At 68.0% G+C, this 24,466-nt stretch carries 23 protein-coding genes; 12 read left to right on the top strand and 11 right to left on the bottom strand.

Annotation, left to right across the window (positions count from 1 at the left end):
- Positions 1-31 precede the first annotated feature (31 nt).
- The 5 genes from KIH07_RS03880 to KIH07_RS03860 form a co-directional block, all read right to left on the bottom strand.
- Positions 32-1,147, bottom strand: a complete 1,116-nt coding sequence (locus tag KIH07_RS03880; RefSeq protein ID WP_226490712.1) for an ABC transporter ATP-binding protein — start codon at positions 1,145-1,147, stop codon at positions 32-34.
- Positions 1,148-1,243: 96 nt separating this feature from the next.
- A complete protein-coding gene (locus KIH07_RS03875; RefSeq protein ID WP_226490711.1) occupies positions 1,244-2,422 on the bottom strand; it encodes an extracellular solute-binding protein in 1,179 nt (392 codons plus the stop codon).
- A 144-nt stretch (positions 2,423-2,566) separates the two neighbouring features.
- Complete coding sequence (locus KIH07_RS03870; RefSeq protein WP_226490710.1) at positions 2,567-4,006, bottom strand: aspartate aminotransferase family protein; 1,440 nt, start codon at positions 4,004-4,006, stop codon at positions 2,567-2,569.
- Positions 4,007-4,120: 114 nt separating this feature from the next.
- Positions 4,121-5,491 (bottom strand): glutamine synthetase family protein, encoded by a 1,371-nt coding sequence (locus KIH07_RS03865; protein ID WP_226490709.1) that lies wholly within the window; start codon positions 5,489-5,491, stop codon positions 4,121-4,123.
- 52 nt (positions 5,492-5,543) lie between these two features.
- Positions 5,544-6,353 (bottom strand): gamma-glutamyl-gamma-aminobutyrate hydrolase family protein, encoded by an 810-nt coding sequence (locus KIH07_RS03860; RefSeq protein WP_226490708.1) that lies wholly within the window; start codon positions 6,351-6,353, stop codon positions 5,544-5,546.
- Positions 6,354-6,576: 223 nt separating this feature from the next.
- Between KIH07_RS03860 and KIH07_RS03855 the strand changes: the two genes are divergently transcribed.
- Both KIH07_RS03855 and KIH07_RS03850 read left to right on the top strand, forming a co-directional pair.
- Entirely contained in the window at positions 6,577-8,103 is a 1,527-nt protein-coding gene (locus KIH07_RS03855) for a PLP-dependent aminotransferase family protein (protein WP_226490707.1), read from the top strand.
- A gap of 97 nt (positions 8,104-8,200) precedes the next feature.
- Positions 8,201-9,616: a beta/gamma crystallin-related protein gene (locus KIH07_RS03850; protein ID WP_226490706.1), complete on the top strand. Its 1,416-nt coding sequence runs from the start codon at positions 8,201-8,203 to the stop codon at positions 9,614-9,616.
- Between the two features lie 182 nt (positions 9,617-9,798).
- Here the strand turns inward: KIH07_RS03850 and KIH07_RS03845 are convergent, their stop codons facing one another.
- Positions 9,799-11,196, bottom strand: coding sequence for a sigma-54-dependent transcriptional regulator (locus tag KIH07_RS03845; RefSeq protein ID WP_226490705.1), 1,398 nt, complete (start codon positions 11,194-11,196; stop codon positions 9,799-9,801).
- A 73-nt stretch (positions 11,197-11,269) separates the two neighbouring features.
- Positions 11,270-12,643: a sensor histidine kinase gene (locus KIH07_RS03840; protein ID WP_226490704.1), complete on the bottom strand. Its 1,374-nt coding sequence runs from the start codon at positions 12,641-12,643 to the stop codon at positions 11,270-11,272.
- An 837-nt stretch (positions 12,644-13,480) separates the two neighbouring features.
- Between KIH07_RS03840 and KIH07_RS03835 the strand changes: the two genes are divergently transcribed.
- Genes KIH07_RS03835 through KIH07_RS03825 form a run of 3 tightly spaced genes read left to right on the top strand, consistent with a single transcriptional unit; the run spans position 13,481 to position 14,532 of the window.
- Positions 13,481-13,765: a PepSY domain-containing protein gene (locus KIH07_RS03835; RefSeq protein WP_226490703.1), complete on the top strand. Its 285-nt coding sequence runs from the start codon at positions 13,481-13,483 to the stop codon at positions 13,763-13,765.
- A gap of 34 nt (positions 13,766-13,799) precedes the next feature.
- Positions 13,800-14,354 (top strand): cytochrome b/b6 domain-containing protein, encoded by a 555-nt coding sequence (locus tag KIH07_RS03830; RefSeq protein WP_226490702.1) that lies wholly within the window; start codon positions 13,800-13,802, stop codon positions 14,352-14,354.
- 25 nt (positions 14,355-14,379) lie between these two features.
- Positions 14,380-14,532, top strand: coding sequence for a hypothetical protein (locus KIH07_RS03825; protein ID WP_226490701.1), 153 nt, complete (start codon positions 14,380-14,382; stop codon positions 14,530-14,532).
- 1 nt (position 14,533) lies between these two features.
- On the opposite strand, the gene KIH07_RS03820 is transcribed toward KIH07_RS03825, so the two are convergent.
- Both KIH07_RS03820 and speB read right to left on the bottom strand, forming a co-directional pair.
- A complete protein-coding gene (locus KIH07_RS03820; protein ID WP_226490700.1) occupies positions 14,534-15,844 on the bottom strand; it encodes an NAD(P)/FAD-dependent oxidoreductase in 1,311 nt (436 codons plus the stop codon).
- Between the two features lie 150 nt (positions 15,845-15,994).
- A complete protein-coding gene (speB, locus tag KIH07_RS03815) occupies positions 15,995-16,918 on the bottom strand; it encodes an agmatinase (protein ID WP_226490699.1) in 924 nt (307 codons plus the stop codon).
- A 171-nt stretch (positions 16,919-17,089) separates the two neighbouring features.
- On the opposite strand from speB, the gene KIH07_RS03810 reads away from it, so the two are divergent.
- From KIH07_RS03810 to KIH07_RS03790, 5 genes are all read left to right on the top strand, one after another.
- Complete coding sequence (locus KIH07_RS03810; RefSeq protein WP_226490698.1) at positions 17,090-17,731, top strand: response regulator transcription factor; 642 nt, start codon at positions 17,090-17,092, stop codon at positions 17,729-17,731.
- Positions 17,732-17,744: 13 nt separating this feature from the next.
- On the top strand, positions 17,745-19,577 hold the full coding sequence (locus tag KIH07_RS03805) for a hybrid sensor histidine kinase/response regulator (RefSeq protein WP_226490697.1): 1,833 nt from the start codon (positions 17,745-17,747) through the stop codon (positions 19,575-19,577).
- A 44-nt stretch (positions 19,578-19,621) separates the two neighbouring features.
- Positions 19,622-19,885: a hypothetical protein gene (locus tag KIH07_RS03800; RefSeq protein ID WP_226490696.1), complete on the top strand. Its 264-nt coding sequence runs from the start codon at positions 19,622-19,624 to the stop codon at positions 19,883-19,885.
- A gap of 103 nt (positions 19,886-19,988) precedes the next feature.
- Positions 19,989-20,597: a glutathione transferase GstA gene (gene gstA / locus KIH07_RS03795; RefSeq protein WP_226490695.1), complete on the top strand. Its 609-nt coding sequence runs from the start codon at positions 19,989-19,991 to the stop codon at positions 20,595-20,597.
- Between the two features lie 132 nt (positions 20,598-20,729).
- The gene (locus KIH07_RS03790; protein WP_226490694.1) at positions 20,730-21,284 is read left to right on the top strand and encodes a DUF1697 domain-containing protein; all 555 of its coding nucleotides are present in this window, start codon (positions 20,730-20,732) and stop codon (positions 21,282-21,284) included.
- Between the two features lie 56 nt (positions 21,285-21,340).
- Here KIH07_RS03790 and KIH07_RS03785 read toward each other — a convergent pair whose 3' ends face one another.
- Both KIH07_RS03785 and KIH07_RS03780 read right to left on the bottom strand, forming a co-directional pair.
- Positions 21,341-21,730, bottom strand: coding sequence for a hypothetical protein (locus tag KIH07_RS03785; protein WP_226490693.1), 390 nt, complete (start codon positions 21,728-21,730; stop codon positions 21,341-21,343).
- A gap of 165 nt (positions 21,731-21,895) precedes the next feature.
- Positions 21,896-22,495: a hemerythrin domain-containing protein gene (locus KIH07_RS03780; RefSeq protein WP_226490692.1), complete on the bottom strand. Its 600-nt coding sequence runs from the start codon at positions 22,493-22,495 to the stop codon at positions 21,896-21,898.
- A gap of 583 nt (positions 22,496-23,078) precedes the next feature.
- Here KIH07_RS03780 and KIH07_RS03775 point away from each other — a divergent pair.
- Positions 23,079-23,642 (top strand): DUF4956 domain-containing protein, encoded by a 564-nt coding sequence (locus KIH07_RS03775; protein ID WP_226490691.1) that lies wholly within the window; start codon positions 23,079-23,081, stop codon positions 23,640-23,642.
- Positions 23,639-24,412, top strand: coding sequence for a polyphosphate polymerase domain-containing protein (locus KIH07_RS03770; RefSeq protein WP_226490690.1), 774 nt, complete (start codon positions 23,639-23,641; stop codon positions 24,410-24,412). Before KIH07_RS03775 ends, KIH07_RS03770 begins: the two co-directional genes overlap by 4 nt.
- Positions 24,413-24,466: the final 54 nt, after the last annotated feature.

Raw genomic sequence — 24,466 nt, 5'->3', positions numbered from 1 at the left:
CCTGGGGGGTGACGCGAAGCGGCGCGGGGGGTTAGTCCCGCAGCACCACTGCGGCCCCATCGTCCCACCAGAAATGCACGTCGTCCTCCCAGGTGATGTCCGACAGGTCCTGGCGCGTGGTGTTGGCTTCGGTGATCTTCACGCGCGAGCCGTCGCTGGCCAGCACGATGTAGGTGTTGTACGAGCCGAAGTAGGCGATTTCCTTCACCCGGCCGGCGAACAGGTTGGGGCCCACGTTGTCGGGCCGCTGCTTGCTGATCTCGATCTTTTCCGGGCGCACGGCGATCGACACCGGCATGTTCAGCGTGCCGCTCACGCCATGGCCCACGTGGATCTCGCCGATGCCGGTGTGGGCCGCGCAGCGGTCCGCCTCGTCCACGCTGAGCCGGCCGGCGAACAGGTTCACGTTGCCGATGAAATCGGCCACGAATTTGTTGCGCGGGTGCTCGTAGATTTCTTCCGGCGTGCCCACCTGCAGCACCCGCCCCTTGCTCATGATGGCGATGCGGCTGGCCATGGTCATGGCCTCTTCCTGGTCGTGCGTCACCATCACCACGGTCACGCCCACGCTTTCGATGATGTTGACCAGTTCGAACTGCGTCTGCTCGCGCAGCTTCTTGTCCAGCGCGCCCAGCGGTTCATCGAGCAGCAGCAGCTTGGGCTTCTTGGCCAGGCTGCGCGCCAGTGCCACGCGCTGCTGCTGGCCGCCCGAGAGCTGGTGCGGCTTGCGCTGGGCGTAGGGCGTGAGCTGCACCAGGGACAACATCGCGTCGGTGCGCTGCGCGATCTCGGCCTTGGGCAGGCCCTCGCGCTTGAGGCCGAAGGCCACGTTCTCCCAGATGTTCAGGTGCGGAAACAGCGCATAGCTCTGGAACATCATGTTCACCGGCCGGTCGTAGGGCGGCATGTTGGCCACGTCCTGGCCGCCGAGCAGGATGCGCCCCGAGGTCGGTTTTTCGAAGCCGGCCAGCATGCGCAGCAGGGTGGACTTGCCACAACCCGAACTGCCCAGCAAGGCGAAGATTTCGCCCTTGCCGATGGAGAGCGAGACCTCGTCCACGGCCACCGCTTCGTCGAAGCGCTTGACCAGTTTTTCGGTGACGAGGTAACCCTCTTCGTAGGTGATGTTGCAGTGGGGTGCGGACATGCCGTCTCCTGGGGGTGGGTGGGCGCCAAGAAAAAGGGCTGTTCCTACACGTGGTACGAACAGCCCCGGGCTCGGGTCAGGTGGTGACCCAAACGTTCACTTGCCTTTTTTGAAGCCGTTGTAGACGTTGGCCATGGCTTCGCGCGCTTCGTTGGTGAAGCTGCTGGGCGGGATCATCTTGGCGAAGTAGTCGGCCTCGACAAAGATGGTCTTGTTGCTGGCGATCTCAGGCTTGACCTGCGCCACGCCCGCCTTGTTGCCGGTGGGGTAGCCCATTTCGTTCGACATCAGCGCGGCGTTTTCCGGGCGCAGGTAGAAGTCGATGAAGGCCGCGGCGTTGTTCGGGTGCTTGGCGTCCTTGGTCACGGCGATGGTGTCAAAGAAGATCAGCGCGCCGGTGGACGGCAGCAGGGCTTCGATCACGTCCTTGGAGCCGTTTTCGGTGGCACGGCCGGCCGCGATGTTGATGTCACCCGACCAGCCAATGGCCACGCAGGCCTTGCCGCCGGCGATGTCGTCGATCATGGTCGAGCTGAACAGGCGCACGTCCTTGCGCACCTTGGCCAGCATGGCGCCGGCTTCCTTGTAGTCGGCCGCGTCGTTGGAGTAGGCGTCCTTGCCGATGTAGTGCAGTGCCACCGGGATGATCTCGGTGGGCGAGTCCAGGTAGGCGATGCCGCAGGACTTCAGCTTGCTCGTGTACTCGGGCTTGAACACCAGGTCCCAGGCGTTTTCCGGCATCGGCATGCCGCCCAGCGCCTTCTCGACCTTGGTCTTGTTGATGCCCACGGTGGTGAAGCCCCAGGCCCAGGGGACCAGGTGCTTGTTCTCGGGGTCGGCCTTGGTCAGGGTGGCCATGATGGCCGGGTCCATGTTGGCCAGGTTGGGGATCTGCTCCTTCTTCAGCGGCTGCAGCAGGCCGCCTTCGATCTGGCCCTTGGCGAACACGGTGCCGGGCACGACGATGTCGTAGCCGGTGTTGCCCGCCACCAGCTTGGCGTGCAGGGCTTCGTTGGTCTCGAAGGTGTCGTAGTTGACCTTGATGCCAGACTCTTTTTCGAAGGCGGCGATCATGCCCTCGGGCACGTAGTCGGGCCAGTTGTAGATGTTGAGGACTTTTTCATCGTCGTACACCGGGCCGGCGGGCGCGGCCGGGGCAGCGGGTGCGGCCGCCACCGGAGCGGGTTCGGCGGGCGCGGCCACCGGCTCTTCTTTTTTGCCACAGGCGGCCAGCAGCATGGCCGAGATGGCCAGAACCAGAACGTGCTTTTTCATGGTGAGAGACACTCCAGAAAGATGAATTGAGATCCGACGGTTGACACACGACAGCGGCCGGTATCGGAATGCCCTGCGGGCATGCAATTTACAGACCAGCTTTGGCCCCGATCTGGGGCACGGAACACTGTAACAAAGAATCCCTCAGGCGAGCTGCCCGGCAGAGCGCAAATCGTCGAGCGTGGCGTCCAGGCAGTGCACGATCAGCGCCATCATTTCGTCGATCTGCGCGTGCGTCATCACCAGCGGCGGCGCGATGATCATGCGGTCGCCCACGGCGCGCATGATCAGGCCATTTTTGAAGCAGTGGCCCCGGCAGATCATGCCCACGCCCAGGTCGGCATCGAACATCGCGTTCGTGGTCTTGTTCTTCACGATCACCAGGCCGGCGACGAAGCCGCAGGTCTCGGCGCCGCCCACCAGCGGGTGGTCCTTGAGCTCGGCGAAACGCTGCGCCAGGTAGGGGCCGGTGTCGTTCCGGACGCGATCCACCAGGCCCTCACGCTCCATCAGCTCCAGGTTGGCCAGCGCCACCGCGCAGGCCACCGGGTGGCCGCTGTAGGTGTAGCCGTGGTTGAACTCGCCGCCCTGCTCGATCAGCACCTTGGCCACGCGGTCGCCCACCATCACGCCGCCGAGCGGGATGTAGCCGCTGGTCACGCCCTTGGCGAAAGTCACCAGGTCGGGCCGGTAGCCGAATTTTTCGTAGGCAAACCAGTGGCCCAGGCGGCCGAAGGCGCAGATCACCTCGTCGGAAATCAGCAAGATGCCGTACTGGTCCACGATGCGCTGGATCTCGGGCCAGTAGGTGGCGGGCGGGATGATCACGCCGCCCGCGCCCTGCACCGGCTCGGCGATGAAGGCGGCCACCTTGTCGGCGCCCACTTCCAGGATCTTGGCTTCCAGCCAGCCCGCCGCGCGGCGGCCGAAGTCGGCCTCGCTCTCGCCGGGCCGCGCGTTCTCGAAGAAGTACGGCTGCTCGATGTGCGTGATGTTGGGGATCGGCAGGTCGCCCTGCGCGTGCATGCCGCTCATGCCACCGAGCGAGGCGCCGGCCATGGTGGAGCCGTGGTAGGCGTTGTTGCGGCTGATGATCACCTTGCGCTGCGGCTGGCCCAGCAGGTCCCAGTAGCGGCGCACCATGCGCACGTTGGTGTCGTTGCTCTCCGATCCGCTGCTGGAGAAGAACACGTGTTCAAATTTGCGCCCGCCCACCACCGGCGCCAGCGAAGCCAGCTTGGTGGCCAGCTGCACCGCCGGCACGTTGGTGGTGTTGAAGAAGCTGTTGTAGAACGGCAGCGTCATCATCTGCTGGTAGGCCGCGTCGGCCAGCTCCTTGCGGCCGTAACCCGCGTTCACGCACCACAGCCCGCTCATCGCGTCCAGGATCTTGGCGCCCTCGGAGTCCCACACGTAGATGTTTTCCGCCCGCGTGATCACCCGCGCGCCGCGCGAGGCCAGGCCCGCGTGGTCGGTGAACGGGTGGATGTAGTGCGCGCTGTCCAGCGCCTGGATGGCTTTCGTGTCCTGCTGCTCGGCGCGGCGAACCAGGGCGGGCGGGGCGATGAGAGTTGAAGTGTTCATCACAGTCTCACAAGAGGAATGAGGGGAAGTCTTTCAAGAACGCCGCGGAACCGGCTCCGCCGGGCCGCCAGCGTTGCCCCCTGGGGGGTGACGCCGAAGGCGGCGCGGGGGGGGTCAAACATGCAGAAGCAGGTGCTCACGTTCCCACGGAGATATGACTTTCATGAACTCGTCGAACTCCAGCTCCTTGATCTCGGTGTAGATGGTGATGAACTCCTTGCCCAGCACCTCGTGCAGGTCGGGTTCGCGACGCAGCCAGTCCAGCGCTTCGCCCAGCGAGCGCGGCAGCGAGTACGGCGCCAGGTAGGCGTCGCCCTTCATCTCGGGCTTGGGCTTGATCTTGTTCTTCATGCCCAGGTAACCGCAGGCCAGCGTCATGGCCATCGCCACATAGGGGTTGGCGTCGGCGCCGATCACGCGGTTTTCCACCCGGCGCGCGGCCGGGCTGGAGATCGGCGAGCGGATGCCCACGGTGCGGTTGTCGTGGCCCCACTCGATGTTGATCGGCGCGGCCGTGTGGCGAGAGAGGCGGCGGTAGCTGTTCACGTAGGGCGCCACCAGCACCATGGCCGCCGGGATGTAGCGCTGCAGGCCGCCGATGTAGTGGTAGAAGGCCTCGGAAGCCGTGCCGTCTTCGTTGCTGAAGATGTTCTGGCCGCTGGCCTTGTCCAGGATGCTCTGGTGCACGTGCATGGCGCTGCCGGGCTCGCCCGCGATCGGCTTGGCCATGAAGGTGGCGTACATGTCGTGCCGCAGCGCGGCCTCGCGCACCGTGCGCTTGAAGAAGAACACCTCGTCGGCCAGGCCCAGCGGGTGGGCGTGGAAGAAGTTGATCTCCATCTGCCCCGCGCCCACCTCGTGGATCAGCGTGTCCACGTTGAGCTCCATCTTGTCGCAGTAGTCGTAGATCTCCTCGAACAGCGGGTCGAACTCGTTCACGGCGTCGATGCTGTAGGCCTGGCGCGAGGTCTCGGCGCGGCCGCTGCGGCCGATCGGCGGCTTCAAGAGCGTGTTCGGGTCGGTGTTGCGCGCGGTCAGGTAGAACTCCAGCTCGGGCGCCACCACCGGCTCCCAGCCCTCGGCCGCGTACAGGTCGCAGATGCGGCGCAGCACGCTGCGCGGCGCGAAGGGCACCAGCTTGCCGGCATGGTCAAAGCAGTCGTGGATCACCTGCGCGGTCGGGTCGGTGGCCCAGGGCACGATGCGCACCGTGGTCGGGTCCGGGCGCAGCTGCATGTCCTTGTCGGTCGGGTCCACCACGTCGTAGTACGGCCCGCTCTCGGGGAACTCGCCCGTCACCCCCATGCCCACGATGGCCTGCGGCAGGCGCATGCCGCGGTCTTCGGTGAACTTCTCGCGCGGCAGGATCTTGCCGCGCGCCACCCCGGTCAGGTCGGGCACCAGGCATTCGACCTCGGTCACGCGGTGCTCGTTGAGCCAGTTCTCCAGGTCGTTGAAGCTGTTTACTTTTTGGGAGGCTGTCATGTGCCGTTCCTTGTCGTTTCGCGGGTTGTGCCGGGTCGGGGGATTCGGGGCTTCAGGCGCCGATGGTGGCGCGGCTGCGGGCCAGATCGGCGGCCTGCAGCCGCAGGCTCTGGCGGGATCGGCAGGCACGGCCGAACTCCTCGAAGATCGCGGCGTAAAACGGCGTCTCCCAGCAGCGCCATTCGGGGTGAAACTGCATCGCGTACGCGAAGGTGCGCGCACCCTTCACGGCAAAGGCCTCCACCACCCCGTCGGGTGCGTGGGCCATGGCCTCCAGCCCCGGTGCCAGCCGGTTGATGCCCTGGCCGTGCAGCGAATTGACCATGGTCTCGGGGCCGCCGGCCCAGGTCTCAAAGATGCTGCCGGGCTCGAAGCGGATCGGGTGGCTCGGCGCGTACTGCTCTTCGTAAGGCGCGGTCTTGGGTTCGCGGTGGTCCATCAGGCCGGGCACCTCGTGCACGCGCTGGTGCAGCGTGCCGCCCAGGGCCACGTTGATCTCCTGGAAGCCCCGGCACACGCCCAGCAGCGGCACGCCCTCGTGCACACAGGCTTTCACCAGCGCCAGCGTGAGCGTGTCGCGCTCCAGGTCCAGCGGCAGGCTGGGGTCGGCCACGTCCTCGTCGAAATGCGAGGGGTGCACGTTGGAGGGCGAGCCGGTCAGCATCACGCCGTCCACCAGGGACAGCAGCTCGGGAATCTGTTCGGCGTCGGCCAGCGGGAACATCACCGGCTGGGCCTGGGCCCCCACTTTCACGGCGCGGGCGTATTTGTCGCCCAGCAGCAGGAAAGGCATCTGGTGCCCGTGGTCGCCCATGAGGCGATGGTCGGCGGGCAGCCAGACCATGCAAGGCGGTTGGTTCATGGTGTCTCCAAACACGTGGCTTGATTGTGAGCAAACAATTGGATCACAATGAGGGCCAGTTGTGGCAAGTCCATGGTGCCACTTGAGAGCACCCCCCTGCGCCGCTGCGCGGCTTCCCCCTGAAGGGGGACCGCACTGGTGGCCCGGCAAAGCCGGCTCCACGGTGCGTCTTGGTCAGGCATCTCGCTCCGAACAGTGCATTGAACACCTATTTCAGACACCCATGCTCTCCGAATTCCTGCTGACCGAGATGACCCGCCTGGGCGCGCAAGACGCCCTGCCCCTGCACCGCCAGCTCTATGAGGCGCTGCGGCGCTCCATGCTCGACGGCAAGCTGGGCGCGGGTGAGCGCCTGCCGTCCAGCCGCGACCTGGCGCAGGACCTCGGGCTGTCGCGCAACACGGTGGTGGCAGCGATCAACCAGCTCAGCGTGGAGGGCTACCTGGCCAGCCGGGTCGGCAGCGGCACCTATGTGAACGAGAGCGTGCCACGCACCCTGCCCGGGCGCGCCGCCCGCCGCCCGGGGGCGCCCGGGGCGCCGGCCGCCGGCACTGGCGGCGTGCCCACCGGCCGGCTCTCCACGCGCGGGCTGGCGCTGTCCACCACCTTCTGCGCCACCGAACTCGAAGTCCAGCCCTTCACCCCCGGCATCGCCGACTTCAGCGCCTTCCCGCTCCCGCTCTGGCAGCGCCTGCAGAACAAGCACTGGCGCATGACCTACCCGGACATGCTGGACTACAACGACTCCGGCGGCTACGCGCCGCTGCGCCGCGCCATCGCCGACTACCTGCGCGTGTTCCGCAGTGTGCAGCTCGACGCCGACCAGGTCATCGTCACCACCGGCACCCAGCAGTCGCTCGAACTCTGCGCCCGCCTGCTGGCCGACCACGGCGACACGGTGTGGGTGGAAGACCCGGCCTACTGGGGCGCGGTCAAGGCCTTCATGGCCACCGGCCTGGCCATCCACCCCGTGCCGGTGGACGACGAAGGCATACACCCCGGCACGGCCGACGACGCGCACCCGCCCAAGCTGATCTACCTCACGCCCTCGCACCAGTACCCCACCGGCGCCGTCATGTCGCTGCCGCGGCGCCACCAGCTGCTCTCCACCGCGCGCGCGCATGGCGCCTGGGTGCTGGAAGACGACTACGACAGCGAATACCGCTTTTCCGGCCCACCCATCTCCAGCCTGGAAGGCCTGGACACCGACGGCCGCGTGTTCTACATGGGCACCTTCTCCAAGGTGCTCTACCCCGGCATCAAGCTGGGCTACCTGGTGGTGCCCAGGCCCCTGGTGGCCGCCTTCAAGCAGGCCCACTACGACCTCAACCGCCCGGGCCAGATGCCGCTGCAGGCCGCGCTGGCCGAGTTCATCGAGATGGGCCACTTCAGCAGCGCGCTGCGCCGCGCGCGCCAGAACTACGCCGAGCGGCGCCAGTGCCTGCTCGAAGCGCTCAAACCCGTGCTCGCCCCACCCGGCACCGAAGGCCCCTTCATCAGCGGCGCTGAGCAGGGCCTGCACCTGTGCCTGCGCCTGCCCGCCTCGGTGGACGACGCCGCGCTTGCCCAGCGCATCGCGCAGCAGGGCCTGACCGTGCGCCCGCTCTCGGCCTACTGCCTGGCGCGCCACGACCTCAAGGGCCTGGTGATCGGCTACGGCTACGCGCCGCTCAGCGCGATCGAACGCTGCGGGCCGCTGCTGGCGGCCGAGGTGCGGCAAGCCCTGGGCGCCACCCAAGTCACAGGCTGACGGCGCCCTGTTCGAACCCGGGGCGTACGCCAGCGTACAGACCCCGGCACCGGATGGGCGCAGGCTCCAGGGCGACAACCTTCCTGGAGACAACCCCATGACTTCCCTATCAAGAACCCTGCTGGCCGTGGCCGGCATCGCCTTCAGCGCCCAGGTGGCCGCCCAGGCCACTTTCTACGAACACCCGGACTTCGCCGGCCGCTCGGTGCGCGCGAACGAAGAAATCACCCGGTTCGACCGCTACAGCTTCAACGACCGAACCTCGTCCGTGGTGATCGTCGGCGACCGCTGGGAGATTTGCGACGACGCCGGTTTCCGGGGCCGCTGCGTGGTGCTGCGCCCGGGCGAATACCCCTCGCTCGCCGACATGGGACTGAACGACCGCGTCTCCTCGGCGCGCGTCATCGACCGCAACGACCGCGTGGACGACGACCGCTATGCGCCGGTTCAGTCCGATGCGCAGGTCACGTTCTATGAGCGTGAAGGCTTCGACGGCCGCTCCTTCACCACCACCGGTGCCATTCCCAACTTCCGCCGCTACGGCTTCAACGACCGCGCCTCCTCGGCGGTCGTGGTCGGCGAACGCTGGGAGGTCTGCGAGGACAACCGGTACCGCGGCCGCTGCGTCGTGTTGCGCCCCGGGCGCTACCCGTCGCTGGAAGCGATGGGCCTGGACAACGAGGTCACCTCGGTGCGCACCGTGGCGCGCAACGTGCGCATCCGCGACGACCGCTACGCGCCCGCACCCGGGCCCGCACCGGCCGACGGCCAGGTCACCTTCTTCGAGCGTGCGGGTTTCCAGGGCCGCTCCTTCACCACGGAAGAGGCGGTCGCCAACCTGGAGCGGGCCGGCTTCAACGACCGCGCCACCTCGGCCATCGTGATCGGTGAGCGCTGGGAGGTCTGCAACGACACCCGGTTCAGCGGCCGCTGTGTCGTGCTGCGCCCCGGACGCTACCCGTCGCTGGAAGCGATGGGCATGAACGACCGCATCTCGTCCGTGCGAACCGTCGAGGGCCGTGGCCGCATCGACGACAACCGCTACGCACCACAACCGGTGGCGGTCTACGACAGCCGCCGCCGCGACGGCGAACGGCTCTTCGAAGCCCCGGTCACGTCCGTGCGGGCCGTGCTCGCCACCTCCGGGCAGCGCTGCTGGGTCGAGCGTGAACAGGTCCAGAGCCAGCGCGGCAACCCCAACGTGCCCGCGGCCCTGGCCGGCGCCCTGATCGGCGGCATCCTGGGCCACCAGGTGGGCGGCGGCAGCGGCAAGGACATCGCCACCGTGGGCGGGGTGATCGCGGGTGCCGCGCTCGGCGCGCAGGTCGGTCGCGATGGGCCGGCCGCCACGCAGGACGTGCAGCGCTGCGAAAACACCCCCGGCGGCGCGCAGCCCGCGTTCTGGGACGTGTCCTACAACTTCCGCGGCCAAGACCACCGCGTCCAAATGGCCATGGACCCGGGCGACACCATCACGGTGAACGAACGGGGCGAGCCGCGCCAGCAACAGTGACGCGGCAGAGATTCAGCAACGAAGTCATCGCTTCGAAGGCCAATCGGCATCCTTTTTCCATGCCGCCGGAGCACGACGTCGACGCATGAAGTGGTCCAGCCCAGGGCACCGCCGGGCCGGCTTCGCCGGACGGCCAGTGCCGCCCCCTTGAGGGGGTAGCGCGCAGCGCTGCGGGAGGTGCTTCATCGGAGTCCGAACTTGTCGATGCGGTAGCGCAGCGTGTCGCGCGAGATGCCCAGCGCCCGCGCGGCCTGGGTCACGTTCCAGCGGTTGCGCTCCAGCGCGTTCACCAGCAGGCGGCGCTCGGTGTCGGGCAGGCTGGTGGGCCAGGGCTCGGTGCCGAGCGCGGCCGGGTCGCCCAGGGCGCCATCGGGCATCACCGGCAGCGGCAGGTCGTCGGCTTCGATCACGGTGTCGCTCGCGAGGATCACGCACTGCTCCACCAGGTTGCCCAGCTCGCGCACGTTGCCGGGCCAGCGGTGGCGCGACAGCGCCTGCAGCGCCTCGTCCGAGAAGCGCATTTCGGGTTTGCCGTAGCGGCGCGCGGACCGCGCCAGGAAGGCCGCCGCCAGCACCGCCACATCGCCCTCGCGCTCGCGCAGCGGCGGCAGCTCGATGCGCAGCATGCCCAGGCGGTAAAACAGGTCGCTGCGGAACTGGCCCGCCGCCACCATGGCCTCCAGCGGCCGGTTGGTCGCCGCGAGCACGCGCACGTCCACCTTCTGCTCGCGCACGCTGCCCAGGCGCCGCACCTGGTGGTCTTCCAGCAGCCTGAGCAGCTTGGCCTGGGTGGCCAGCTCCAGCTCGCCCACCTCGTCGAGGAACAGCGTGCCGCCGTGCGCCGCCTCGACCAGGCCGATGCGGCGCTCGCGCGCGTCGGTGAAGGCGCCGCGCTCGTGGCCAAACAGCTCGCTCTCGACCAGCTGCGAGGGCAGGCTGGCGCAGTTGATCTCGACAAACGGACCGGCGCGGCGCGGGCCCTCGAAGTGCAGCGCGCGCGCCACCAGCTCCTTGCCGGTGCCGGTCTCGCCACCGATCAGCACCGCCGGCGTGTGGCCCTCGCTCAGGCGCTCTTCGGCGTCCACCAGCTGGCGCAGCCGGCCCTGCAGCTGGCGCATGGCGGGCGACGTGCCCAGCAGCGCCGCCAGGCCTTGCGCCGCGGGCACGTGGCCGATGCCGCCCCCGGCGCGCAGGTGGCGCAGCTCCTGCGCCTGGCGCTGCTGCTGCACGGAGCGGTCGAGCACCTGCTTAAGCTGGTGCAGCGACACGGGTTTGATCAGGTAGTCGAACGCGCCGGCCTTCATCGCCTCGACCGCGACCTGTTCGCTGCCGTGCCCCGTGGCCATCACCACCGGCAGCTGCGGCTCGCGCTCGCGCATGCGCCGGAGCACGGACAGGCCGTCCTGGCCCGGCAGGTTGTGGTCGAGCACGACCGCGTCGGGCCGCGCCGCCTCCAGCAGCGCCAGCCCCTCCTCGCCGCTGGCCGCGAGCTGGCAGGCGATGCCGTGGCGCTCCAGATACAGAAGCATGTTGCGCGCGAGCACGGGCTCGTCTTCGACGATCAAAACGCTGTAGCTCATCAAAATCCTTCGCTCTGCGGGCTGCGGTGCGAGCGGGCTTGGAAACGGCCCGGCGCTGCGCTCATGAACGGTGTCATCCGTGGGGTTGGGTGGTGGCGGGGCGCTGCAGGGGCAGCCGCAGGATGGCCTGCGTGCCGACGCCCAGCGTGCTCTCCAGCCACAGGCTGCCGCCCAGGCGCTCGATGCTGCGGCGCGCCAGCGGCAGGCCCACGCCAATGCCGGTGCGCTTGGTGGTGTGGAAGGGCGTGAACACGCGCCGCAGGTCGTCGGGCGAGATGCCGACACCGGTGTCGGCGACGCTCACGATCAGGCCCTTGTCCTGCGGCTGCACCGAGAGGCGCAGCCGCCCGCCCTGGGGCATGGCGTCCAGCGCGTTGCTGATCAGGTTGTCCAGCGCCTGCTCCAGCGCGGGCGCGTCGGCCAGCGCGGTGGGCAGGGTCTCGGGCCAGTCACATTGCACGGTCACGCCCTGGCGGTCCATGCGGGCCGCGTGCAGGCCGACCAGGTGGTTAAGCAGGTCGCCCAGGTGCACCGGCCCGAGCGCACGGCCACCCTGCTGCGCGTAGGCCAGCAGCTTGCCGATCCAGGCCTGCAGGCGGTCGACCTCGGACATGATGTCGCCGGCCTGCTCGCGCTCCGGCCCCATCGCGATCAGCTCGGCGCTGGAGCGGATGGCGGCCAGCGGGTTGCGCAGGCCGTGCGCCACGGCCGAGGCCATGTCGCCGACCGCCACCAGCGACTCGTTGGCCACGATGGTGCGCTGCTGGCGCGCGATCTGGCGGTCGGCCTGCATCACCAGCCACACCATGGCCAGGTAGGTCACGAGCCCGCTCAGCACGCAGGCCATCCAGACGAACCGCGTCATCTCATGCACCGAGTTCAGCAGGTGCTCGGGCTGCATGTAGAGCTCGACCACGCCCACCACCCTGGCGCCCACGTCGCGCACCGGGATGTAGACCTCGATCGCGTCGAGCGCGTCGTTGCGCAGGAACGCGTGTTCCGGCTTGATGAAGCTGGACGCCTCCAGCAGCTCGCTCTCCACCTCCAGCTGGCCGGTCAGGGCCTGGTCCAGCTCGTGGTTGGCGCCGGCGTCGCCGCCGATGGCCTTGGGGTTGGTGGACCACACCACGCGGCGGCCAGTGTCGAACACATTGGCGTGGCCCAGGCCCGGCATGCGCGCGAGCTCGCCGAACAATCGCTCGATGCCGCGCGTGTCGCTGCGGTTGACGAAGAACTCATCGCCCCGGTGCATGCGCAGCAGGCTGCCCACAAAGTCCTGCGCCAGCTCGGCGTTGTGCCGAATCATGCGACCGGCCACGTACTGCGACAGCAGCGTGGCGCTGGCCAGTGCCGTGACCACGACGCACAGCAGGCTGAGCACCGCGAAACGCTGTGTCCAGAACAGCTGCGGCCGGCCGAACAGGGAGCGGACGAAGGGAAGCGCCATGGGGGTCATACCGGAACGGCGCCAGGAACGGCGCCGGCCCATTCTAGGCAGCGCTGCGCCGGCCACGGCAGGGTTCCCGGTCGCTTCCGTGCCGCCACCCCACACCCGAACAAAGGGGCATATCCCCCGAACCCCCGCCGGGCTGGGGCAAATGCCCCACACCACCGCACCTTGCCGGTGGTGACGGCACCCGCGCCAAAGGGGAAAAACTTCAACAGATTCATGGCAGAACATGGCGGTGGGTGGCAGAGGGTCGGACGCATGGCACAGCGAGTGCAAATACCGTTCCGACCACACCACCCCATTCGCGGGCCATTGGCACGGCACATCAACACGACAAGGCTCCAGCCCTGGACGCCGCCACGACCCGCCATTGCCCGCGAGCCCCGGCACGCGATCCGACAAAGACACAGCCACACCCGTGCTGGTGCCCCGCATCCACATCCGGGACGTGCCGTTCCGCTGATACGGCATCGGCGGGACGGGGTAGAGGCTCCCCCCTGCAGCGCTTCGCGCTCCCCCCCGAGGGGGCGGCACTGGCGGCCCGACGGAGCCAGCCCGGCTGTGCCCCGGGCTGGGCTGCGCGTCTTCTCTTGCCGCGGGTGGGGGCCTTGCCCCAGCGCCCCCACGCGATGGGTGAATTCCCCCACCCTACAACCCCTCTCTCTGCTCCTCCGAGCCAAGCAGTTTCGAAAAAAACTCTTTCATTTCAAGCACTTGACCGTCTCCACCCGGCGGTCCGCCCCAGCCGGCACACCGATTGCAAAGTCAACAGTGGCGGGGCCGGTCGTGCCGACCACCCCGACCGCACCTGTTCAACCTCACCCGGAAGCTTTCATGCACACCACCCTCCGCCTCATCCCCGCCATCCTGTTGCTCAGCGCCGCCAGCGCTGCCATCGCCGGCCCGACCTGCACCACCGAACCCGAATCCAAATGGATCTCCGAGGCCGAGATGACCAAGCGCTTCCAGGCCCTGGGCTACAAGGACGACGTGAAGAAGCTGCACGTGTCCAAGGGCAAGTGCTGGGAGATCTACGGCACCGACCAACAGGGCCGCAAGGTCGAGGTGTATTTCCACCCGATCACCGGCGCCATTGCCGAAGAAAACGTCAAGAACTGACGGCCCACCAGACCACCGACACCAGGAGGCCGCCATGACCCCGTCACCCGGCAAAGTTCCCGTGTGGGACCGCTTCGTGCGGGTGTTCCACTGGTCCCTGGTGGCCTCGTTCGCCACCGCGTACCTCAACACCGAGCACATCGGGCTCGTGCACAAGGGCGCGGGTTACCTCGCGCTCGCGCTGATCGCGGCGCGCTGCGTCTGGGGCTTCACCGCCCCGAGCCCGCACGCGCGCTTTGCGAGCTTCGTGCCCACGCCCAGGCGGCTATGGGCCTACCTCAGCCAGCTGGTGCGAGGCCGCGAGCCGCGCCACCTGGGCCACAACCCGGCCGGCGCCGTGATGATCATGTACCTGCTGTGCGCCACCACGGTGATCGGCCTCACCGGCTTCCTCATGACCACCGACGCCTTCTGGGGCAACGAACTGGTGGAAACGCTGCATGTGGGCACGGTGGACGTGACCCTCATCGCCATCGCCATCCACGTCGCTGCCAACCTCTACGAGAGCCTGCGCCACCGCGACAACATGTTCAAGGCCATGATCACGGGTGAGAAGAACGCGCCAGCCGACACCCGGCGCCTTTTATGAGAACGGCAACGACCAGAGCCGGTCCATGCAGGCCAACAACCAAGCGGCCCGCGGCGCGCAGCCCGCGTTCGGGGAAGTGTCCTACAACTTCCGCAGCCAGGAACACCGCGTCCAGATGGCCATGGACCCGGGCGACACCATCACGGTGAACGAACGGGGCGAGCCGCGTCAGCCGTGAATCAAAGCGCATCGCGCAGCCGGTACCAGAGCATGCCCAGCGCCAGGCTGGGCGTGCGCAGCAGCGGCCCGCCGGGAAAGGCGTGGTGCTTCAGGCGCGCGAACACGTCGAAGCGCCCGGCCTGCCCGGCCACGGCCTCGGCCACCAGCTGGCCGGCCAGGCCGGTGAGCGCCACGCCGTGGCCGCTGAAGCCCTGCAGGTAGTACAGGTTGTCGCCCAGCCGGCCGAAGTCGGGCGCGCGGTTCATGCTGATGTCCACGAAGCCGCCCCAGACGAATTCGACCGGCACGTCTTTGAGCGCCGGGAACACCGCGCCCATGCGCCGCGCCATCACCCCTTTCAGATCGGGTGGCGTCATGGTGGTGTAGCTCACGCGCCCGCCGAACAGCAGCCGGTGGTCGGCGCTGAAGCGGAAGTAGTCGAGCACGAAGTTGTTGTCGCAGACCGCCGCGTGGTGCGCGATCAGCCGCGCGCACAGGGCCGGGTCCAGCGGCGCGGTGCCGATGATGTAGGTGCCCACCGGCATGATGCGCGGCGCGATCTCGGGCGCCAGCCGCGGGCCGTGTTCGGGCAGCATGCAGTTGCCCGCCAACACGCCGAAACGCGCCCGCACCAGGCCGTTGGCGGTGCTCGCCACCAGCGCGGTGCCCCGCTGCAGGCCGGTCACCGGCGAGCCTTCGAAGATGCGCACACCCGCGGCCTGGGCGGCGCGCGCCAGGCCCAGCGCGTACTTCAGTGGGTGCAGGTGGCCCGAGCGCTGCTCGTGGAACGCGGCCAGGTAGCGCGGGCTGTCGACGAAGCGCGCCACGTCGGCACCCTCGGCCCAGACACAGGGCACACCGCGCCGGTTGTGGTCGTCGCATTCCTCGCGCAACGCGCGCGCCTTCTTCGCCGACTCGGCCACGTAGGTGTAGCCACGCCGCCAGTCGCAATCGATGCCGTGGATGGCGACGCGCTGCCCGATCAGGTCCACCGCCTCGACCGACATGTCCCAGGCGCGCTGCGCGTCGGCCGCGCCGAGCTGCTGCTCAAACGGTGCCTGCCCACTCGCATACCCCACGATCGCCTGGCCGCCATTGCGCCCGCTCGCGCCCGAGCCGATCCGGTCGGCCTCCAGCAGCACCACCGACAGGCCGCGTGCGCTGAGCTCCAGCGCGGCGGAGAGGCCCGCGAAACCGCCGCCGACCACCACCACGTCGGCCACCACCGCCCCTTGCAGCGGCGGGCAGGGCTCGGGGCGCTGCACGCTGGCCTCGTAGTAGCTGGTCTGGTTGAGCTGGGTGTCGGAGCCGAGCAGGGAACGCGCAAACATGTCAAAAGACCCTCGTGTGAATGACGGACCCACATGCCGAAAGCCGGCCAGCCACCCGTGCACCCGTGGAACCGGCTTCGCCGGGCCACAGGGTGCGTTCCCCCTCCCGCAGGAGAGGGGGGAAGACGCGCAGCGGCGCAGGGGGGTGCTTCATCGCTTCGCGATCTGGCCGCACAGGTAGGTCCACACGAAGCTGGCCGCGGCGTTGCTGGTGAGTTCGGCGTGGTCGTAGGCGGGCGCCACCTCCACGCAGTCCATGCCGATCCAGTTCAGATCGGCCAACTCCTCGAGGAAGCTCAGCACCTGCGAACTCGTCAGCCCGCCGGGCTCGGGCGTGCCGGTGCCGGGCGCAAACGCCGGGTCCAGCACGTCGATGTCCAGCGTCAGGTAACACGGCCGCTGGCCGAAACGCGCGCGGATCGCGTCGATGGCGGGCCGCAGCGCCGCACCGTCGAGCCCACGCAACGCGCGCGCCGTGAAGATCTGCCCGCCCTGGTCGGCCACGTACTCGCGCGCGGCGCGTTCGCCGCTGGAGCGGATGCCGATCTGCACCGTGTGCGCCGGGCTGATCAGCCCCTCCTGCAGCGCCTCGTAGGTCCAGGTGCCGTGGCCCGAGGGCTCACCGAAGTGGTCGCTCCAGGTGTCGCAGTGCGCGTCGAAATGCAGGCAGGCCAGCGGCTCGCCGCCGCCGTATTGCGCCTTCGCCGCGCGCAGCAGCGAGAGCGTCACCGAATGGTCGCCGCCGAGGAACACACAGTGGTGTTTCGCCATCAGCGCCGCGGCCTGTGCCTCGATGGCGGCACGCACCTCCGGCAGCGGCGAGGCGTTGGGCAGGCGCATGTCCAGCGCATCGCCCAGCCGGCCCAGCGGCGACACGTCGAACACCGGGTGGATGCCGTCGCACAGCATCAGGCTGGCCGCGCGGATCGCCTGCGGGCCGAAGCGCGCACCCGGCCGGTTCGTCACCACGCCGTCAAACGGCACACCGGCCACGGCAAACGGCTGACCGGCCAGCGGCTCGCAGGCGAGGAAACGGTTGGTGTTACTGGCGAAAGCGAAGTGACCGGTGGCCATGGCGTGGAGCTCGAAGGGAGGGACGGAACCAGAGAACCATACGCGCAATCGGGTCGGCCGATGAGGCCACCTCGCTCTGGACCGGCGCGTCCACCATCCCCCCGGCGAGGCCCACAAACAGGGGACCTCCGCGTGGCACGACGCCGCCGACCACCCTAGAATCGTGACGACATGCTCGACACGCCGTCCTCGCCGCTGCTCTCGCCCGACGCGGATTCGTGTGGGATCGGCGTACTGGCGGTCGACGACCACGACCTGATCCGCCTCGGGCTGCGGGCGCTGCTGGGGCAACGCGCCGACGTGCGCCTGCACGAGGCCCGCACGCTGCAGGAAGCGTTGGTGCTCTACCGCCGTGGCGACATCGACCTCGTGCTGCTGGACCTGCACCTGCCCGACGCGCACGGCCTGACCGGCCTGACCACCTGGCTGCAGCAGTATCCCCACGCACGGGTGGTGGTCCTCTCCGGGGACAGCGACCCTCAGATGGCGCAACGTGCGCTGGCGCAGGGGGCCGTGGCCTACCTGCCGAAGTCGGGCGACTTGCGGTGTGTGATGGACCACCTGGCGCCGGGCGGATCGCGCGGCCTTCCGCGCGATGTCGCTGACACGCTGCCGCCGCGCGCCGACGATCCCCGCTCGCAGCTGAGCCCGCGGCAGACCCAGGTGCTCGACTGGCTGCTGGCCGGACAGGCCAACCGCGACATTGCCGCGCGCCTGCAGATCAGCGAAGGCACTGTCAAGAACCATGTCTCGGCACTGCTGCTGATCTTCGGCGTGCGCTCCCGGTCCGAACTCATCAGCACCCAACGCTGAGCGGCCGGGCACGATGGCCACGACCCCGCCGTCGATCCAGCAACGGGTGATGCACGAGCAGGTGGCTGCGCTGTATGCGACCACCGCCAGCGCCACCATCGCCGACGTGATCGTGTCCTGGGCCGTGGCGCTGCTGTTCTGGTGGAAAAACGGCGACAGCATGGCCCTGGTCTGGATCACGCTGCACTCCTCGCAGCTGCTGCGCTATCCGTTCCAGGCCGCCTACTTCAAGGACTCGGCGGTAGCCGAGCGCACGGCGTTCTGGGCCCGGCGCCACCGCAACGAAATGCTGTGGTACAGCGGCACCTGGGCGCTGGCGCCATGGTTGATGCTGCCCCGGGCCGACACCTCGATGACCGCGGTGCTGGTGCTGGTGGTGCTGGGCGTGACCAGCACCGGCATTCCCGCCGTGGCACCGCGCTGGGCCTCGGTGCTGGGTTTTGCCCCCCCGATGGTGCTGGGGCTGATCGGCGCCCTGCTGTGGCAGGGTGGCGCGGTCGACCTGGTGCTGGCCCTGTGCTGCCTGGTCTACCTCGGCGTGTCGCTGTACATCGCACACAGCCAGCACCACCTGCTGGCCCAGACCCTGCAATCCCGGTTCGAGAAGGAAGCGCTGGCCCAGCAACTGGAGCAGCAGATGACGCTGACCCGGCAGGCGAGCGAGGAGAAGACCCGCTTTCTCGCCGCCGCCAGCCACGACCTGCGCCAGCCGCTGCACGCGATCGGCCTGTTCGGAGCCGCGCTGGAGCAGGCGCTGCGGGGTCAGCCGGCCCACCAGCACGCGCTGCGACTGGAGGACGCGGTGCGCTCGCTGCACCACTCGCTGGGCGCGATGCTGGACATCTCGCGCCTGGACGCCGGCGTGATGGCTCCCGAGCGCCAGGCGGTGGCCTTGCGCGAGACCTTGTTGTCCATGCACCGCCTCTTTACCGGTCGGGCGCAGGACAAAAACATCGCACTGCGCATCCGCACCAGCTCGCTGCACGTGACCTCGGACCCCCAGATGCTGGAGCGCCTGCTGGGCAATCTGGTGGAAAACGCGATCAAGTACACCCACCAGGGTGGTGTCCTGGTGACGGCCCGCCAGCGCGGGCAGCGGGTGTGGATCGAAGTGGTCGACACCGGCCTGGGCATCGAGCCGGGGCAGCATGAGCTGGTGTTCCGGGAGTTCTACCAGGTCGACAACCCCTCGCGCGACCGCAGCCTGGGGATGGGCATCGGCCTGTCGATCGTGCGCCGCCTGTCCACGCTGCTGGAGCATCCGGTCAGCCTGAGTTCCCGGCCCGGCCGTGGCACCCGGTTCCGCCTGTCGCTGCCCCTGGCCCCCACCGGACTGCCCGCCGCCACACCGCCTGCCGCCGCCTCTCCGACGGAGGGTGAACTGCCGCGCAGGGTGCTGCTCATCGACGATGAAGCCATCGTCACCCAGGGGCTGATGGCGCTCATGCACACTTGGGGGGTTGAGCTGCTGGCCGCTGCCGACGAAGGCGCCGCCCAGGAGGCCATGCGCCAGGCCGCCGAAGAACACCGGCCGGTCGACGTCATCCTGTCGGACATGCGTCTGCGCCACGGCGTCAGCGGCCTGGACGTGGCTCGCCGACTGCAGGTGGCAACGGCGCCGCCGCCGGCGCTGGTCATGATCACGGGCGAGACCTCGCCCGAACACCTGCGCACCCTGGAACACACGGGACTGACGGTCCTCTTCAAACCGGTGGACCCGCAGCTGTTGCGGCATACCCTCATTGAGGGACGCCGGGTAGCCCACCATGACTTTCGACACTTCGCAGCGGGCGCCAGGCCCCATACCGTCGACCCCGGCACGCTGCAACGGGATGAGGGTCAGTGACTGTTGCAGCTTCTCTGGCACTGACCCGTCACAGGAGTATCAACATGGCACGTTTCAATCGCTTTTCCAAACTCGGTCTGGTTGTGGGCCTGGTGCTCGCACAGGTGGCCGCGTACGCGGCGTTTGACGCCCAAGGCAACACCGTCCCGACCCAGTCTTCCAGCCTGCGGCTGCTGGTGCAACCCGACAACAAGGCCGGCGGATCGACCCTGGCCATGTTGCCGGCGTCGCCCATGTGCACCTACCTCGGCAAGCGCTGCGAGGGCGGCGACGGCTCGGCCTGCAAGGCCTACTTCGCCAACTGCTGAGCACACACCGGCAAAACCTGCACGCCTGCACGTTTATCTAAAACCCACTAGCTTGGGCGTCCGCCGTCACCACCGGGTGGCGGCGTCACTTTCCGGAGACCCCATGCTCAAGCTCTATTACTCCCCCGGCGCCTGCTCCCTCTCGCCCCACATCGCCCTGCACGAAGCCGGCCTGGCGTTTGAAGCCATCCCCGCGCCCACCAAGACGCACCGACTGCCCGACGGCAGCGACTATTACCTCGTCAACCCACTGGGCTACGTGCCTTTCCTCGCGCTCGACAGCGGCGAAACCCTGCGCGAGGGCCCGGCCATCGTGCAATACATCGCCGACCAGGTGCCCGAAAAACACCTCGCGCCGCCGGCGGGCACCATGGCCCGTTACCAGCTGCAGTCCTGGCTGAACTTCGTCAGCTCCGAACTGCACAAGGGCTTCAGCCCGCTGTTCAACCCCGCTGTGCCGGCCGAAGCCAAGCAGGTCTTCAAGGACCGCCTGCTGCAGCGCCTGACCTGGGTGGACGGCGAACTGGCCGGCCAGCCGTACCTGATGGGCGAGCCGTTCACCGTGGCCGACGGCTACCTCTTCACCGTCACCAACTGGGCCAAGCCCGTGGGCCTGGACATCGACGGCCTGACCCACCTCGTGGCCTACCGCAGCCGCGTGGCCGCGCGCCCGGCCGTGCAGGCGGCGATGAGCGCCGAAGGCTTGATTTGACCCCCCCTGCAGCGCTGCGCGCTACCCCCCAGGGGGCGGCACTGGCCGTCCGGCGGAGCCGGCCCGGCGGTGCCCTGGGTTGGCGCGTCTGTATGCGAACGGGCTGCATCGACAACTGAACGGCTGAACCGAATGCAATACGCGGCGTTCTTTCGCAACCTGAACCTGGGGCGGCCGAACTGCCCCACCAAGGCCCAGCTGGAGGACGCGTTCATGCGGGCTGGGGCGGCGTCGGCCGCGTCGTTCCTCACCAACGGCACCCTGGTCTTCACTGTCCCCTCGGCCGGCCGGGCGCACCGGGTTTTCGCCGGTGCCTGCGAGCTGCTGCGCGAGACCTGCGGCCTGCGCGAGCCGGGCTACGTCCGCAGCGTCGAGCACCTGGCCCGGCTCGTCGCGCTCGATCCTTTCGCTGCGGTGGACCGGGCCAAGGTCTACGCCTGCTGCGTGACCTTTCTGCACCCCGACAGCGCGGCCGCGCCCGCCCTGCCGCTGACGTCGCCGCGCGGCGATGTGCAGGTGCTGCACTGGACGGGTCCGGAGGCGCTGAGCCTCAGCTTCAAACCGGGCCAATCGCCGGGAAGCCCTAACGCGTTTCTGGAAAAGCTGCTCGGCCTGCCGGCCACCACGCGCAACTGGAACACCGTGCAGCGCCTGGTGCACAAGCACGCCGGACCGACCGACCGCTGAACCCGGGGCCTGGGTCTCCCAGCCAGGGCGGGTGTCCCTGAAAGAAACTCAGCCGCTCAGGCCGCGCACGCGTCCTGCCAGAGCCGGTGCCGCTGGTGGGCCAGCACATGCCCGATGTCGGCCTCCAGGAGCCGTTGGCGCTCCAGGGTCAGGTAACCGTCGATCAGCATCAGTTGCACCAGCTCGAACAACACGGTCTGGTCGGTCCAGCTCTGGCGTTCCAGCCAGCGCATGCCATCCAGGATGTCGCGCAGGCCCTGCGGATGGCCCGAGGCGTCAACGTCGTCGATGTTCAGCAGCGCGGCACGCACCACGTCAAAGAGCCGGGCGTGCGCGCCGCCACCGTCCGCCGCGGGCGAGCCTTTGAGCGCCTGCATGAGGGACTGCAATACACGGAGCAACCGGGCGTGCTGGTCCCAGATGTCGCGCATGGTTTGGAGCTGCATGGTGTTTCCTGTGGGTCATCTCTTGAAAAGACAACCAAAGGATCACATAAAAACCGCCCATCCGGCATTGATGCGCATCAGTTGGGCACTTTGGTGCTCACTTTCCTGGCCATGCCGTTCAAAAAATCACACCCGCCGATGGCCGGCGGGCCCGCCTCCCGCCTCTCAGCTCTCGCCCAGCCCCACCGGCGCGGGGGCCAGCATCACGATGCGGGTGAACAGGCGGTCGAACTGCGGATCGCGCGGGATGCGGCCGTTCAGCGGGTCCTGGTTGGTCGCGAAGGCGGCGTTGAGCGCGTGCCAGTCGGCGTCGCTCAGGCTGCGTTCGGCTTCGGGCAGCACCACGGTTTCCTCCAGCCGCATGTGCTCCAGGTAAAACGCCACGTAGCGCGCCACCTCGTCCTCGAAGGCCTGGCGCCGCGTGTCGCCCAGGTACTCCCAGGCCATCAGCAGGTGCATGAGCGCGCGCACGTTCTGCTCGCCCTGCATGTGGTCGCGTTCGAGCTGGTCGATGGCGGCCATCACGTGCGGCGCCACACGGGCCACGCGGGGAAACAGCAGGTCCGACTCCTTGGGGTGGTGGTGCTTTTCCGGAAACTCGTCGATGTAGAACAACATGGCGCGCAGCACGTCGAAAAAGCGCTCGTGCTGGCCCCCTTTGCCTTCGGGGTCCGGACCGCGCTTGACCATCTGCGTGAGCGATTGCAGCATGGCCGCCAGCGTGGCGTGTTCGTCGCGGATGACGCGCAGGGCTTCGTGGTTCAAGACATGTCTCCTGATTCGCCGACCGATGGGTCGGTCATTGCGAGAGGCTGACTATCGCCGACGCGCGCCGGGTGGTCCTTGATGCACGTCAAGAGCGAATGCCAACCTGCCAACCAACCCCCGCATTGAAGCACGTCATTACAAAAAGAAACGTTTTCAGGGCGTTAAAAATGCCCGATTTCCCCGTGCATTTTTTGCCCCGCCGGGCCAAGGTCAACCCGGTAAACACCAGGCTCGGGCAGCCCAGCGCGGCCGGCGGACGTTGGCGCGGCGTGTGTCGCCACATCCAAACCCGACCGTGGCCTGAGGCCGAATGCGGCAACGCCCGGCCTCACTGCGGGCAAAAACCCCGTGGTGCCCCATTTCATGGGTCACGGCTCGACCAATACGGCCTTATCACTTCCGTCTTATATCTACCTTAAAATTCACGATCCGTTACAAAGTCGTTCTGAACCGAGCGGCCCTCCGTACCGACCACCCTGGCCCGTCAGCACGACGGGTTTTTTGCGCCTTGAACCGCCGAGTTCGCCTCGGTTGCGCCCCCATTGCCTGGCAACCCGCCCACGCCCGATCCATGAGTCTGATGAACTATGTCGAACTGTTGAGCCGGTTCGTGTTTGATCTGGCCGCGATGCTCGTCCTGATCTTCCTGATCTACTACCCCCGGTACAAGCACAAAGAAACCGCCATCTCCGCGGCACTCTTCAACATATTCATCTTCGCCGTGCTGGCGATTCTGTCGAACCTTGAATTCGGCATGGCCGCGGGTTTTGGTCTGTTTGCCATCCTGGCGCTCTTCACGCTGCGCTCGGAGCCGATCAGCAAGTCGGACATGGCTTACTTCTTCGGCAGCATCTCGATCGCCGTCATCTCGGCGATCGATGGCACCAGCCTGATGCTGACGGCCCTGCTCACCGCGGCCGTGCTGCTGGGCGTCTTCATCATCGACCACCCGGAAATCCTGAAATCGGTCAGCCAGATCGACGTGAAGCTGGACTCCATCCCCGAGAACTTCATGTCCAGGCCCGAGGAATTCAAGGCGCTGCTGTCGGAGCGCCTGGGTGTGGAGGTGCTGTCGTTTCGCATCCGCAGTGTGTGCTACGTGACCGAGGTCATCCAGGCCGAAGTGGACTACCGCCCCAAATGATCCCGATTGAAGACCGCCTCGCGTCGTTCAGCCGGATCGACCTCACCGAACTCAATCGGCGGGCCGCGCTGATGACCCGCAAGGACACCAAATACCTGCTGACCTCGTCGCAGGTCCTGGCGTTCCTGGAACGGGCCGGGGGCCATTTCGACGTCCTGGACATCGAAGGAAAAACCGCGTTCGACTACAACAGCGCCTACTTCGATTCGGACTCGCTGCACTGCTTTCGCGATCACAACCAGAACCGGCGCAAGCGCATCAAGGTGCGGTACCGCCACTACGAAGACACCCAGCAGTTCTTCATGGAAATCAAGCTCAAGGGCGCCGGGGGTGAAACCGCCAAACTGCGCCGCCCGATGGCGCCCGAGCATTTCCATGCGCATCAACTTCCTCCGGAGCTGGACGACTACCTGAAGTCGGTGGTCAAGGCCCACCACCAAAAGGAACTCCCGCACAGCTACCGCAAGACGCTGCAGGTGCGCTACCGGCGCACCACCCTGATCGCCAAGGCGGGGCCGGAACGGGTCACGCTGGACAACCGACTCCGCTTTGCCCAGGACCATCGGGAGATCGCGCTGAGCGAGTCGCTCTGGGTGGTCGAAGTCAAGTCCCCCAAAGGGGTGTCCTCCACCGACCGCGTTCTGAAGAACCTGGGTGCCAAACCCGCCTCACTGTGTTCCAAATACTGCGTCGGGCTGTCGCTCACGTCCACCACGGCCAGATCCAGCCGCTTCACCCCCACGGTCAAAAAGATCTCGGCCCTGGGCTGACCGCCCGTACCACGCCCTCCACCCTCACGCTTGCGGCCCTGCGCCGCGCAACGC

This window comes from Hydrogenophaga taeniospiralis, assembly GCF_020510445.1.
GTDB lineage: Bacteria > Pseudomonadota > Gammaproteobacteria > Burkholderiales > Burkholderiaceae_C > Hydrogenophaga.
Note: the sequence above shows the minus strand (reverse complement) of the source record. Positions and strands in the feature narration are given on the sequence as shown.